15 protein-coding genes are annotated in these 13,391 nt (G+C 61.2%); 14 read left to right on the top strand and 1 reads right to left on the bottom strand.

Annotation, left to right across the window (positions count from 1 at the left end):
• Positions 1–8 precede the first annotated feature (8 nt).
• From GLP52_RS09640 to GLP52_RS09625, 4 genes are all read left to right on the top strand, one after another.
• The gene (locus GLP52_RS09640) at positions 9–2,204 is read left to right on the top strand and encodes a primosomal protein N' (protein ID WP_273052083.1); all 2,196 of its coding nucleotides are present in this window, start codon (positions 9–11) and stop codon (positions 2,202–2,204) included.
• Positions 2,205–2,347: 143 nt separating this feature from the next.
• On the top strand, positions 2,348–3,580 hold the full coding sequence (locus GLP52_RS09635) for an MFS transporter (protein WP_237272275.1): 1,233 nt from the start codon (positions 2,348–2,350) through the stop codon (positions 3,578–3,580).
• Positions 3,581–3,639: 59 nt separating this feature from the next.
• Complete coding sequence (locus tag GLP52_RS09630; RefSeq protein WP_237272274.1) at positions 3,640–4,512, top strand: 50S ribosomal protein L11 methyltransferase; 873 nt, start codon at positions 3,640–3,642, stop codon at positions 4,510–4,512.
• A 109-nt stretch (positions 4,513–4,621) separates the two neighbouring features.
• Positions 4,622–4,969, top strand: coding sequence for a hypothetical protein (locus GLP52_RS09625; RefSeq protein ID WP_093733393.1), 348 nt, complete (start codon positions 4,622–4,624; stop codon positions 4,967–4,969).
• 133 nt (positions 4,970–5,102) lie between these two features.
• Here the strand turns inward: GLP52_RS09625 and GLP52_RS09620 are convergent, their stop codons facing one another.
• The gene (locus GLP52_RS09620) at positions 5,103–5,321 is read right to left on the bottom strand and encodes a DUF1127 domain-containing protein (RefSeq protein WP_093733392.1); all 219 of its coding nucleotides are present in this window, start codon (positions 5,319–5,321) and stop codon (positions 5,103–5,105) included.
• Between the two features lie 329 nt (positions 5,322–5,650).
• On the opposite strand from GLP52_RS09620, the gene ruvC reads away from it, so the two are divergent.
• From ruvC to pal, 10 genes are all read left to right on the top strand, one after another.
• Positions 5,651–6,157, top strand: coding sequence for a crossover junction endodeoxyribonuclease RuvC (gene ruvC, locus GLP52_RS09615; protein WP_237272273.1), 507 nt, complete (start codon positions 5,651–5,653; stop codon positions 6,155–6,157).
• Positions 6,154–6,819 (top strand): Holliday junction branch migration protein RuvA, encoded by a 666-nt coding sequence (gene ruvA / locus GLP52_RS09610; protein ID WP_237272272.1) that lies wholly within the window; start codon positions 6,154–6,156, stop codon positions 6,817–6,819. The genes ruvC and ruvA overlap by 4 nt, the downstream gene beginning before the upstream one ends.
• 49 nt (positions 6,820–6,868) lie before the next feature.
• The gene (ruvB, locus tag GLP52_RS09605) at positions 6,869–7,888 is read left to right on the top strand and encodes a Holliday junction branch migration DNA helicase RuvB (protein WP_093733425.1); all 1,020 of its coding nucleotides are present in this window, start codon (positions 6,869–6,871) and stop codon (positions 7,886–7,888) included.
• A 47-nt stretch (positions 7,889–7,935) separates the two neighbouring features.
• Positions 7,936–8,559: a hypothetical protein gene (locus tag GLP52_RS09600; protein ID WP_237272271.1), complete on the top strand. Its 624-nt coding sequence runs from the start codon at positions 7,936–7,938 to the stop codon at positions 8,557–8,559.
• Positions 8,556–8,942: a tol-pal system-associated acyl-CoA thioesterase gene (gene ybgC / locus GLP52_RS09595; RefSeq protein WP_093733388.1), complete on the top strand. Its 387-nt coding sequence runs from the start codon at positions 8,556–8,558 to the stop codon at positions 8,940–8,942. Before GLP52_RS09600 ends, ybgC begins: the two co-directional genes overlap by 4 nt.
• A 132-nt stretch (positions 8,943–9,074) precedes the next feature.
• A complete protein-coding gene (tolQ, locus tag GLP52_RS09590; RefSeq protein WP_093733387.1) occupies positions 9,075–9,770 on the top strand; it encodes a protein TolQ in 696 nt (231 codons plus the stop codon).
• A gap of 3 nt (positions 9,771–9,773) precedes the next feature.
• Positions 9,774–10,253, top strand: a complete 480-nt coding sequence (tolR, locus tag GLP52_RS09585) for a protein TolR (protein WP_093733386.1) — start codon at positions 9,774–9,776, stop codon at positions 10,251–10,253.
• Between the two features lie 2 nt (positions 10,254–10,255).
• The gene (locus GLP52_RS09580) at positions 10,256–11,425 is read left to right on the top strand and encodes an energy transducer TonB (protein ID WP_237272270.1); all 1,170 of its coding nucleotides are present in this window, start codon (positions 10,256–10,258) and stop codon (positions 11,423–11,425) included.
• Positions 11,422–12,744 carry a Tol-Pal system beta propeller repeat protein TolB gene (tolB, locus tag GLP52_RS09575; protein WP_093733384.1) on the top strand — a complete coding sequence of 441 codons (1,323 nt, stop codon included), beginning with the start codon at positions 11,422–11,424 and terminating at the stop codon, positions 12,742–12,744. Before GLP52_RS09580 ends, tolB begins: the two co-directional genes overlap by 4 nt.
• 99 nt (positions 12,745–12,843) lie before the next feature.
• Entirely contained in the window at positions 12,844–13,368 is a 525-nt protein-coding gene (pal, locus tag GLP52_RS09570) for a peptidoglycan-associated lipoprotein Pal (RefSeq protein WP_093733383.1), read from the top strand.
• Positions 13,369–13,391: the final 23 nt, after the last annotated feature.

Below are 13,391 nucleotides of genomic sequence, written 5' to 3'. Positions count from 1 at the left end.
AGCAGTTGGTGAAACCGCCAGAATTTTTTCATGCAAACGAGCTGGTGGCCGTGATGACCACCCAGCCACTGGGCCGTGCGCTGGATTACAAGGCGCCTGAAGGCGGCTGCCATATGGGTGCCTTCGTCGAGGTGCCCTTGGGCCCGCGCAAGGTGATCGGTGTTGTCTGGGGCGCTGGGCAGGGGGACTATGAGCTGTCCAAAATACGGTCGGTGATCCGCGTGCTCGATGCGGCCCCCATGCGCGAAGAACTGCGCAGTTTTTTGACTCGCGCTGCCGCATATACGCTGACGCCGATGCCCGCGATGCTGCGGCTGGCGACGCGTGCGCCGGGGTTGGGTGACCCGCCATCGATGCGCAAAATTTACCGGCGCGGCGAGGGGGATCCTGACCGGATGACCGACGCGCGCCGTCGCGTGTTGGAAACTCTGGCGGAGTATGGCGATCTGTCCTTCACGCTAAAGGAACTGGCCGAGATGTCGGGGGTAACGGCGTCGGTGATCAAGGGCCTGGTGACCCAAGGTGCAGTGCTGGAACAGGACAGCCCGCGCGATTTGCCGTTCATGCGCATGGACCCGAGCTTGCCCAGCAAAGAGCTGACAGACGATCAGGCCTCGGCCTCGGCGCTGCTGGCGGCGGGGGTGGCCTCGGGCAAATACGGGACCACCTTGCTGCGCGGTGTGACTGGATCGGGCAAAACCGAAGTCTATCTGGAGGCCGTGGCCGCCGCGCTAAAGTCCGGCAGGCAGGCCTTGGTGCTGCTGCCGGAAATTGCGCTGACTGAGCAGTTCTTGCACCGTGTGCAGGCGCGGTTTGGCGCGAAACCTGCCGAGTGGCATTCGGGTGCCACCATGACAGAGCGGCGTCGCATCTGGAAAATGGTCGGGCAGGGGCAGGCTCAGGTGGTGATTGGCGCGCGCTCGGCGCTGTTTTTGCCGTTCCAGAACCTTGGTCTGATCGTTGTCGATGAGGAACATGACACCTCGTACAAGCAAGAAGAGGGCGTGCTGTATAACGCCCGTGACATGGCCGTTCTGCGCGCGTCGATCTGCGGGGCGCAGGTGGTGTTGGCCTCGGCTACACCGTCGTTGGAAAGCTGGGCCAACGCCGAGGCTGGGAAATATACGCGGGTCGAGCTGACCTCGCGCTTTGGGCCGGCGGTGATGCCAACGATGGGCGCGATTGATATGCGAAGCGAAGGCCTGCCGAGCGACAAATGGGTGTCGCCCACGTTGAAGGTCGAGGTCGACAAGCGGCTGGAACGGGGCGAACAGGCAATGCTGTTCATCAACCGCCGCGGCTATGCGCCGGTGACCCTGTGCCGCGCCTGCGGGCATCAAATAGGCTGCGATCATTGCGATGCGCGGATGGTCGAACATCGCTACCTCAAACGACTGGTCTGCCACCAATGCGGCGAAAGCAAATCCATGCCCGAGGCCTGCCCGTCGTGCGAGGTCGAAGGCAAGCTGGCTGCCGTGGGTCCGGGGGTGGAGCGGTTGGGCGAAGAGGCCGCAGCGCTTTGGCCAGAGGCGCGGGTCGCGACGCTGAGTTCGGATATGTACGGATCGGCCCGCGCGCTGAAGGCCGAGATCGCGGGGATTGCCGACGGGGCGGCGGATATCATCATCGGCACGCAGCTGGTCGCCAAAGGGCACAACTTTCCCAATCTCACGCTGGTGGGGGTGATCGACGCCGATTTGGGCCTGATGGGGTCGGACCTGCGCGCGGCAGAACGGACCTATCAGCTGATGCGGCAGGTCGCGGGGCGTGCCGGACGGGCAGAGGCCCCGGGCACCGCGCTGCTGCAGACGTTTCAACCTGACCATCCCGTGATCCGTGCTATCCTTGTGGGCGACGAAGAGGGCTTTTGGAAAGCCGAGGCCGGAGAGCGACGTCACGCGGGCGTGCCGCCCTATGGCCGGATGGCGGGGATTATCCTGAGTGGGCCGGATGTCGCCGCGCTGTTCGATGCGGGCAACCAGTTGGCGCGGCAAGATGGGCCGCTGCGTGCCGTAGGGGCCCAGGTCTATGGCCCGGCCCCCGCGCCAATCGCACGGGTGCGCGGGCGCCACCGCGTGCGGCTGCTGGTCAAGGCCGAAAAGGCCGCCCCCTTGCAAGAGGCGCTGGCGAAATGGGTCGCACAGTTGCGGTTGAAGAACGACGTGCGCATCGCTGTCGACATTGACCCGCAGAGTTTTTACTAGGCGCGGCTCTTTCTTGCCCGATGGGCAAGACTGCCTTCGGCGAGGATTTTGGGCCATTTGGAAGCTGCCGTTGCTGACGGCGTCCGGCCGGGCTGGGTGATTTGATCTCGTCAAGGGGTGGGAACAGGGGTAAGGAAATGCCCATGACCCAATATGTGACCCTTGAAGATGCCAAGCATCAGCCGTTCTGGCGACGCCCTGTGGCGCTGCTGTTCCTCATGGCGTTGGCCATGCCGATTGCGTTCAATACGTGGTCGGCGCTGTTGAATAACTTTGTGATCGAGGTCGCGGCGTTTGATGGCTCGGACATCGGGTTGTTGCATACAGTGCGCGAGATTCCGGGCTTTCTGGCGGTCGGAGTGATTGCGATCATCCTCTTTGTACGCGAACAGGTTCTGGGGCTGGTGTCGTTGGTGCTGCTGGGGGTCGCGACGGCGCTGACCGCGTGGTTCCCGTCGATGGGCGGTATCCTGACCATCACGATGCTGAGCTCTATCGGGTTTCACTATTACGAAACGGTAAACCAGTCGCTGCAGCTACAATGGCTGAAGATCGAGGATGCGCCGCGGATGATCGGCTGGCTGATGGCGGCCGGATCGGCGGCGACGCTTGTGGCCTATCTGGCGATCATGGGGCTGTGGGAGACGTTGTCGCTGTCTTATAACATCGTCTATCTGATCGGCGGCGGCGTGACGGCGGTGATCGCGCTGGTGGCGCTGGTGGCTTATCCTCAGTTCGAGGCCCCGACACCGCAGATCAAGAAGATGGTGCTGCGCAAACGGTATTGGCTTTACTATGCGCTGCAATTCATGTCGGGCGCGCGGCGGCAGATCTTTGTCGTTTTTGCGGGTTTCATGATGGTCGAACGGTTCGGGTTTGATGTGCACGAGATCACCATGCTGTATCTGATCAACCTAATCGCCAATATGATTTTTGCCCCGCTGATGGGGCGGGCTGTGGGGTTCTTTGGGGAACGCCGCACGCTGAGCTTTGAATATATCGGTCTGATCATGGTGTTTTTGGCTTATGGTGGTGTCTATTATCTGGGGTGGGGCGTGGTGGTGGCTGCGACCCTTTATGTGCTGGATCACATGTTCTTTGCACTGGCGCTGGCGCTCAAGACCTATTTTCAGAAGATTGCCGACCCTGCCGATATCGCGCCTACGGCGGCGGTGGCCTTTACCATCAACCATATCGCGGCGGTGTTCCTGCCTGTGGGGCTGGGCCTGTTGTGGCTGGTGTCGCCCGCGGCGGTCTTCTTTCTCGCGGCGGGGATGGCGCTGGTGTCGCTGTTGCTGTCCTTGATGATCCCGCGCCATCCCGTGCCGGGCCACGAGACGATTTTTTCCAATCCGCTGCCCGCCCCGGCCGAGTAGCATTCATTGACCCTGCCTGATGTCGCGCGGCGATATCGGCGATCCTGACGGAGTTTCCCATGCCAACATTCACAGCTTTGACGACCCTCGAAGGACGCAAGCCCGCCTATGCTTTGGGCGAAGCAATGGAGCGGCTGGTGCCCGAACCTACCGGCGTCGGCGTGTTCGAGATCGAAGACGGATCGGGCCTGTGGGAGGTCGGCGGCTATTTCGAAGAGGCACCGGACGAAACCGCGCTGGCGGTTCTGGCGGCCTCTATGGGGTCGAAGGAATTCGTCGTGTCGGAACTGCCTGAAACCGATTGGGTTGCGCATGTGCGCCGCGAGTTGTCGCCGGTCGAGGCGGGCCGGTTCTTTGTCTATGGCAGCCATGATGCTGACAGGGTGCCCGAAGGGTGCGAGCCGCTGTTGATCGAGGCGGCGATGGCCTTTGGGACGGGGCACCATGGCACGACGTTGGGCTGCCTGCGTGCGTTGGACCGGCTGGCGAACGGCGGCATGGTCGGGCAGAACGTGGCGGATATCGGCTGCGGGACGGCGGTTCTGGCCATGGCGGCGGCACGCATCTGGCCGAACCCGGTGTTGGCCAGCGATATTGATGAGGTCGCAGTGGACGTGGCCCGCGCCAACGCTGCCGCGAATAATCTGACCGACCGTCTGATCTGCGTCGAGGCGGCGGGGTTTGACCATCCCGAACTGGCCTCACGCGCGCCCTTCGATCTGGTGTTCGCCAATATCCTAAAAGGGCCGCTGGTAGCACTGGCCCCCGATATGGCCGAGGCGCTGGCCCCCGAGGGCTATGCGATTCTATCTGGCATTTTAAATGAACAGGCTGACGACGTAGTCGAGGTTTATGCACAATCCGGCATCAATCTGGTCAACCGCGAGGTGATTGGCGACTGGACCACGCTGACTGTCCAGAAAATGCCATAATCGTTGTCAATTTTCGCCACGAACAAGGTCGAAATGCAGAGAATTTGACACATTCTTGCTTTATTGTGATCCTGCGAGAGGTGGGGGCCTTTAGCAAATAGAGGCTGCCATGGTTGATGCTCGTCAACAATTTGGATCACGCGTAAAGAGTTTAGAGAGTAAGAAAATCAGGCTCGCTCAGGGCTATTACACCACCATTCGTGCCGACGGGCTGGTGGTCGCGCATCCGGCGCGGCGCGGCCTTCGGGTGCCGACCAAACTGCTGGTTGGGCTGGTGGTACTTTTCGTCTGCTTCAAAGGGTTTGTTTTGGCGGCCATCGGCCCCACGACCTATGATGTGCGTCTGGCGACATTGGCGCAGGGCACAATTGTCGAACAGGCGGGGGCGTGGGTTCTGCAGGCCGATCCGGTGACGCAAGCGTTGGCGCGTAAGCTGGGCCCGGTCTTTCGCGGATAGGATCCCTGGGGGACGGTGATCTGCACCGTCGTGTTTCAGTGACGTAAAATATAGTCTGCCACGCAGATCATTCAGATGTGCGTGGCTTGTGCTTTGGGTTGGCAGCCCCTTGGGCGCAATCAGTCATCGAACCTTAGCGGATAAAGTGGTTCAGTGCGACGCGTTCGATGTCACCACGGACCAGACCGATATCGTCGAGCTCACGGTCGGACAGAGCGGACAGGGCGTTGCGTGTCACACGGGCATCGTTCCATTTGGTCAGGTTGCCAGCAACATCACCAAGACGCGCGAAAAAACGATTTACAGCAGCGGCGGTGCCGTAGGTGGTTGGGGTATTATAGTAAACAGCCATGAGAGCCATCCTTGAATAAAGAAAGCCGGATTATCCGGCGGTGTGCTGTGCAATTAGGCAGAATAAAAACACTTCACAACACCCACCGGCGCATGTGTGTTCTGCGTTTGCTGCATAGCAGCATTTGGCGGTTTCGCGCCTATAGATAGGGGGTTTGGGTCGATGCGAAGGCAGGTCGCTTTCGACGATCCGAGCGTCGCTAACCGCCGCAAAATCGCGGCTTCTGGTCCAATTGTGACTTTTGTGTGGCGCTGTGCAAAACCCTTGGTGGATGTTCGCGTTTCGTGCTACTGCCTTGGCAAAACAAAATACGTGAGGATAATGGGCACATGATACGGGTAATCGGTATTGATCCGGGGTTGCGCAATATGGGCTGGGGCGTGATCGACGTCGCCGGAAGCCGGATTACGCATGTCGCAAATGGCATTTGCCAGTCCGAAGGGGCTGAGCTTGCCGCGCGCCTGCTGTCGCTGCACGCGCAGTTGACCCGCGTCATGGTGACCTACCGTCCCGGTTCTGCCGCGGTGGAACAGACGTTTGTGAATAAAGATGGCGCGGGGACGCTCAAGCTGGGGCAGGCGCGGGGGATCGCGATGTTGGTGCCCGCACAGGCGGGGCTGGCTGTGGGTGAATATGCGCCGAACACGGTCAAGAAAACAGTCGTTGGGGTTGGTCACGCGGATAAGGGGCAGGTGCTTCATATGGTGCGCATGCAGCTTCCAGGGGCAGAAATCGCGGGACCGGACGCGGCGGATGCATTGGCAATTGCGATTTGTCATGCGCATCATGGTGGGGCCAGCACGCTGGCGCAGGCCGTCGCAAGGGCAAGCGCATGATTGGCAAGATCACAGGACGCATCGACTACCGCGCGCCGGACCATCTGCTGATTGATGTGCGCGGTGTGGGCTATCTGGTGTATTGTTCAGACCGGACGATGGCCGCGTTGCCCGGCGTGGGCGAGGTCGTAGCCCTGTTCACCGATCTTGTGGTCCGCGAAGACCTCATGCAGCTTTTCGGCTTTCAAACCTTGGTGGAAAAAGAATGGCACCGGCTGCTGACCTCTGTTCAGGGGGTGGGGGCCAAGGCATCGCTGGCCATTCTGGGCGCGCTTGGGCCAGATGGTGTCAGCCGCGCCATCGCGCTTGGCGACTGGAACGCGGTCAAAGTGGCCAAGGGCGTCGGCCCCAAAATTGCGCAGCGTGTGGTTCTGGACCTCAAGGATAAGGCTCCGGGCGTGATGGCGATGACCGGTTCGCTGGCCGAAGCGCATGGCGAGGTAGAGGCGGCGGAGGTGATCGAACCGGCGTCACCCAAACGTCGCCCCGTCGCCCCGCCCAACCAGTCCGCCCAGGCAGAGGCGCTGTCGGCGCTTGCCAATCTGGGTTATGGGCCGGGGGATGCAGCAGGGGCGGTGGCGCAAGCCGCCGGAGAGAACCCCGAGGCCGACACCCCGCAGTTGATCCGCGCGGCGTTGAAACTGCTTGCCCCTAAAGGATAGGATGCGCATAGGCGCGTGGCCGTCCTGATGAATTTTGCTTGGATATTTGATGATCGACAGTGACCCAACTTTGCGGCCGGACCCGCTGCCCGGTGATTTTGACCGCGCCCTGCGCCCGCAGATGCTGGATGAATTCGTCGGTCAGGCAGAGGCGCGGGCGAACCTCAAGGTGTTCATTCAGTCGGCCAAGCAGCGCGGCGAGGCGATGGATCACACGCTGTTCCACGGCCCGCCCGGTCTGGGCAAGACGACGTTGGCGCAGATCATGGCGCGCGAGCTGGGGGTCGGCTTTCGGATGACCTCTGGACCTGTGCTGGCCAAGGCGGGCGATCTGGCGGCGATCCTGACCAATCTCGAGGCCCGCGATGTCTTGTTCATCGACGAAATCCACCGTCTGAACCCAGCCGTTGAAGAGGTGCTGTACCCCGCGCTGGAAGACTTTGAACTAGACCTAGTGATAGGCGAGGGCCCCGCCGCGCGCACCGTGCGGATCGAGCTGCAGCCCTTTACGCTGGTCGGGGCGACGACGCGGATGGGTCTGTTGACCACGCCGCTGCGCGACCGTTTCGGCATTCCCACGCGTTTGCAGTTCTATACCGAGGATGAATTGTTCATCATCGTGGACCGCAACGCCCGCAAGCTGGGGGCCCCTGCCGATGAGGGCGGCGCACGCGAGATTGCCAAACGCGCCCGTGGCACGCCGCGCATCGCGGGCCGGCTGCTGCGCCGCGTCGTGGATTTCGCCGTGGTCGAGGGCGATGGTCGTGTCACACGCGAGCTTGCCGATATGGCGCTGACGCGTTTGGGGGTCGATCAGCTGGGGCTGGACGGCGCGGACCGCCGTTATTTGCGCCTGATCGCCGAAAATTATCAGGGCGGTCCGGTCGGGATCGAGACGATGTCGGCAGCGCTATCTGAATCGCGCGACGCGCTCGAAGAGGTGATCGAGCCCTTTCTGCTTCAGCAAGGCCTGATCCAGCGGACCCCGCGGGGCCGGATGCTGGCGCAGAAGGCCTGGACGCATCTGGGGATGGCCCCGCCCAAGCCGCGGGCGGATTTGTTTGGCTGAGGGCGGGAATGCCTTCGGCGAGGATTTAAGACCATTTGGAAGTTGAGATGACACCACAAGAGATCGAAGCGCTGTTTACCCGAAGCGACGACACCTACGCCTTTGCCCGGTGGGGCCGCCCCTTGGCGCCTGTCGTGTTTGGCGTTGATGATACGACGCTGATCGTGGTCAAAAGCGCGATAGAGGCGACATGCCAGCTGGCGGGGCATAGCATGTCCGAAACGGATCCGGAGCTTGGTAGCAATCTGATGATGTTCTTCTTTAAGGAGTGGTCAGAGCTGACAGAGGTCCCTGATCTTGACCGGCTGGTCCCCGACCTTACCCCCTTGGTCCAAAAGCTGGAAGCGGCGGGGGCCAATCAATACCGTCTGTTCCGATTTGACGAGGCGGGAGCGATCAAGGCCTGTTTCGTTTTCCTGCGCATGGATGCCCAGCTGAGCGCGATGCCGGCGCAGGCTCTGGCGCTTGGGCAGATCGTGCAATCGTTTGTGCTTTGGTCTGATGCCGCGTTTCGTGAGGCATCGCCGCTGGCGCTGCACGATGGGGCAACGATCCTGAAGCCCGAGATCGCAGCGCTGTTGCGCGCAGCCTATGACCCTGTGATGCCCGCTGTGGCACAGGACCCGTCCCACGCATTGCGCCTGTTCGCCCGGATCGGAGCCGTACAGTGACCCACCATCTACCCATTCGCGTTTACTATGAAGATACCGACATGGCGGGGATCGTCTATTACGCGAACTACCTGCGCTATATAGAACGGGCGCGCAGTGATTGGGTGCGCGAGATGGGGATCGACCAGCTGGCGATGAAGGCCGAAGGTGTGGTCTTTGCTGTGCGACGGGTAGAAGGCGACTATATCCAGCCCGCCGTCTTTGATGACATGCTGAATGTCGTGACGTGGCCCACGTCGATCACGCCCGCACGCATGGTCATGCAGCAAGAGGTCAAACGCGGCGATGTGGTCCTGTTTCGGGCGGTGGTCACGATCGTTTGTATCGCGGCCTCCGGTAAACCCTGTCGGTTGCCAGCGAAACTTCGCTCAATCCCTGTCTAGCCGGCGGATAGCCCCCATAATCCTAGCAATAGATGTTGCCTTCGGCTAAGCTTGTGCCAAATAGCGCCTTGGAAAACAGGGCCGTTGAGGCAGATGAAGCCCCTAAGGGGCGCAACGAAAAGAGCAGGACCGATGGAAGCAGAAACGCTGGCGGCGGCGAGCGAGATTGATTTCTCGCTCTTGGGCCTATTTCTCCGCGCGACAATTACCGTAAAACTCGTGATGATCATGTTGATCGCTGCGTCCTTCTGGTCGTGGTCGATCATTGTCCAGAAGATGATCCAGTATCGCCATGCCAAAGCCGAAGCCGAACGGTTCGATCAGGCGTTCTGGTCGGGCGAACCTTTGGATGGGCTTTATGACACAATCGGTTCGAACCCCGATGGGGCTGCCGAAAAGATTTTCGCCGCCGGTATGACGGAATGGCGTCGGTCGCATCGCGAGGATGGCGGGCTGATCCCCGGTGCCACCGCGCGGATCGACCGCAGCATGGACGTGGCCATCGCCAAAGAAGCAGAGCGTCTGCAAAAAGGCTTGCCCGTGTTGGCAACCACAGGGTCCACTGCGCCGTTCATCGGTCTGTTCGGGACCGTGTTCGGGATCATGAACTCCTTTATCGAGATCGCCGCACAACAAAATACCAGTCTTGTTGTCGTCGCCCCCGGTATCGCCGAGGCATTGCTGGCCACGGGGATCGGCCTTTTGGCAGCTATTCCGGCGGTTATTTTCTACAATAAGCTGAGCGCGGATTCAGACCGCATTCTGGGCGGCTACGAAGCTTTTGCCGATGAATTTGCCACCATTCTTAGCCGTCAGCTGGATAGCTGAGCCATGGCAGGTGGTGTGATGAAAAAACAAGGCGGGGGTGGCCGTGGCCGCCGTCGCGGTCGGGCGCAGCCGATGGCAGAGATTAACATCACGCCGTTTGTTGACGTGATGTTGGTGCTCTTGATTATCTTTATGGTCGCGGCGCCTTTGTTGACGGTCGGTGTGCCGGTTGAACTGCCCAAGACGGCGGCAACGGCCCTGCCGTCCGAGCAGGAGGAGCCTTTGACCGTGACCGTTCTCGCGGACGGCTCTGTGCAGATACAGAAGACCGAAACCGGCCGCGATGATCTGGTGTCCAAGCTGCGTGCCATTTCGGCAGAGCGTGCCAGCGACCGCGTGTTTCTGCGGGCTGACGGGACTGTGCCTTATGCGTCGATCATGGAAGTCATGGGCGCGTTGAACGCAGGTGGCTTTAGCAACATTGGTCTGGTCACTGAAACCGGCGGACCAAAGTTGGACGGCACAGGCGCGTCAGGCGGGTAAGTATGCACAAGGGGCATTACATCTCTGGCGCGGGTCACCTGGGGCTCATTGGCTGGCTGTTGCTGGGTAATATTTTTACCTCGCGCACCGAACCTGTGGAGATGCAGGAAGTTTCGGTCATTTCGGCCGCGCAATATGACGAGATGGTCGCTGCAGCGCAGTCTGCGCAGGCAGAGGCAGCAGCGAAGCCTGCGCCCGAACCTGCACCCGAGCCGGAGCCCACCCCTGAACCCGAGCCCGCACCCGAGGCGGAGCCTGCGCCCGAACCAGAACCAGCGCCGGAACCAGAGCCCGTGCCGGAACCCGTCGCGCCGCCGCCCTCTGAAGAGGTGAGCGAGCAGGCACCGGAACTGCCCGAGCCGCCGGCAGATGTCGCCGTTCTCGCACCTGAAGAGGCCCCCGTCGCCGTGCCGCGCCCCGTAGAGCGTGTGGCCCCTGAACCCGTCGAGGCTCCGGATCCCGAGGCACGCACCGATGAAGTTCTGCGCGAAGCGGCGACACCGGACGCACCGGCAGAGAAGGTCGTGGAAGAAGCGCAAGAAGCCACCGCTCCCGAGGAGGCGACGACACAGATCGTGACCGAAGCCGCGGAAGCACCTAAAGCGTCGCCGAATCAATCGGCCCGCCCACCCGCACGTCGCCCGACACCACCCGCGCCGCAGGTGGCGGAGAAACCTGTCGAGACGCCGAAGCCAGAAACGCCCAAGCCTGCAACCCCAAAACCGGAAACGCCTAAGCCCGAGGCCCCCAAGCCCGAGCCGACAACGGACAAAGACGCCGTGGCGGCAGCGCTCGCAGAAGCCATGGGCACACCTGACGCGTCACCCGCGCCGTCGGCCCCGTCCGGTCCACCCTTGTCTGCGGGCGAGAAGGAATCGCTGCGCGTGGCGGTATCTTCGTGCTGGAACGTCGGTTCGCTTTCCTCGGAGGCATTGCGCACTACTGTTGTGGTAAGCGTCGCCATGAATCAGGATGGCACGCCACAGACCAATTCGATCAAGCTGACCAGCAGTTCAGGCGGGTCGCAGGGGGCCGCCGATCAGGCATTCGAAGCTGCACGGCGGGCGATTATCCGCTGTGGTGCGCGCGGCTACCAGCTTCCTGTAGAAAAATTCGGTCAATGGCAGAATATTGAGATGACCTTTAATCCTGAAAGGATGCGCATCAAATGATTGTACGAATTCTGAGCATATGTCTCGCGCTTATCGGCGGTGTTGCCTCGGTTGCGCAGGCGCAGGACGGACCTTTGCGGATCGAGATTACCGAAGGTGTCATTGAACCCTTGCCCTTTGCCGTGCCCAGCTTTCAGCCCGAAAGCGGTGACGCAGGGCAGATGGCGGTCGATCTGGCGCGTGTCGTGTCCGAGGATCTTGTTGGCTCCGGTCTGTTCCGCGAAGTGCCAGCCAGCGCCTATATTTCGACCGTGAGCGATTTTAACGCGCCAATCCAATACGCCGACTGGAAGGCGATCAACGCGCAAGCGCTGATCACCGGTGCCGTCAGCGTGTCGGGCAATACGCTGAACGTGAAGTTCCGTTTGTATGATGTGTTTTCCGGTGCCGAACTGGGATCGGGTCTGCAATTTGCGGGGACTGTCGATGGCTGGCGCAGGATGGCGCATAAGGTGGCGGACGCTGTCTATTCGCGCATCACCGGCGAGGGCGGCTATTTCGACAGCCGCGTCGTCTATGTCTCGGAAACGGGCCCCAAGGATGACCGCGCGAAACGTCTGGCTGTAATGGATTATGATGGGGCCAATGTGCGCTATCTGACGGACAGCTCGTCCATCGTGCTGGCACCGCGGTTCTCGCCGTCGGGGGATCGTATTTTGTACACCAGCTATGAAAGCGGCTTTCCGCGGATCTATGTGTTGGACATCGGATCGGTGCAGCGCCGCGTGCTGGAAAGCGCCGAAGGCACCATGAGCTTTGCGCCGCGGTTCTCTCCGTCCGGGAATACCGTGGTCTATTCGCTGACCCAAGGCGGGAACACGGATATCTTTACGATGGATATCGGCACCGGCCAATCGACCCGTCTGACCAATACGCCCGCGATTGAAACCGCACCCAGCTATTCGCCCGACGGCAGCCGGATTGTGTTCGAGAGCGATCGTTCCGGGTCGCAGCAGCTTTACGTCATGCCTGCGTCAGGCGGGGAGGCGACGCGGATCTCGTTCGGCGAAGGGCGGTATGGCACGCCGGTCTGGTCGCCGCGCGGCGATCTGGTGGCCTTTACCAAGCAGAACAAGGGCCGGTTCCACATTGGTGTGATGCGTTTGGACGGGTCCGAGGAACGTCTGCTGACCGCGTCCTTCCTGGATGAGGGCCCGACATGGGCACCAAACGGACGGGTCATTATGTTTGCGCGCGAAACCCAAGGGGCAGGCGGAGCGTCGTCGCTGTATTCGGTCGATATCTCTGGCCGGAACCTCAAGCCTGTGCGCACCCAAGAGGGCGGCTCCGATCCATCTTGGTCGCCGCTTCAGAAGTAAAAATGAGCCATAGTGCCTTGGTGTTTCCCAATGCCAAGGCGCTGTGGTACCACCGTCACAACTGACACACAAAATGCTATCGTCAAAAAGGCAAAGTCCATGAACCGCATTCTTACCGCAACTCTATTGATCGCAGCCCTGGCCGTTTCGGCCTGTACCAACCCTGACCGCTTTGGTGCGGACGGCATGAACAACGGGGCCGCGAACGGCGCGGGCCTCAACGGGGGCATCGTTCCTGGCAGCGTGAACGACCCTGCGTCCACCGCATATTTCCAACAAGCCATCGGTGACCGCGTCTTGTTCTTGATCGACCAATCTACCCTGACCCCCGAAGGACAGGCGACGCTGGACGGTCAGGCCGCTTGGTTGAACACCAACACCGACTATCAGGCCGTGATCGAAGGTCACGCGGACGAGCAGGGCACGCGGGAATACAACCTTGCGCTTGGGGCACGCCGGGCCAATGCTGCGCGCGAATATTTGCTCTCTCGCGGGATCGCAGCCAGCCGTCTGCGCGTTGTAAGCTATGGTAAGGAACGTCCGATCGAGATTTGTTCGAACGAGGCCTGCTATGCCAAGAACCGTCGGGCCGTGACCGTACTTGCGGGCGGTCTGACCAGCTAAGTCGTCTACGTTAGGTTAGGAAT

Source organism: Sulfitobacter sp. M22, from assembly GCF_021736025.1.
GTDB classification, from domain to species: domain Bacteria; phylum Pseudomonadota; class Alphaproteobacteria; order Rhodobacterales; family Rhodobacteraceae; genus Sulfitobacter; species Sulfitobacter litoralis.
Note: the sequence above shows the minus strand (reverse complement) of the source record. Positions and strands in the feature narration are given on the sequence as shown.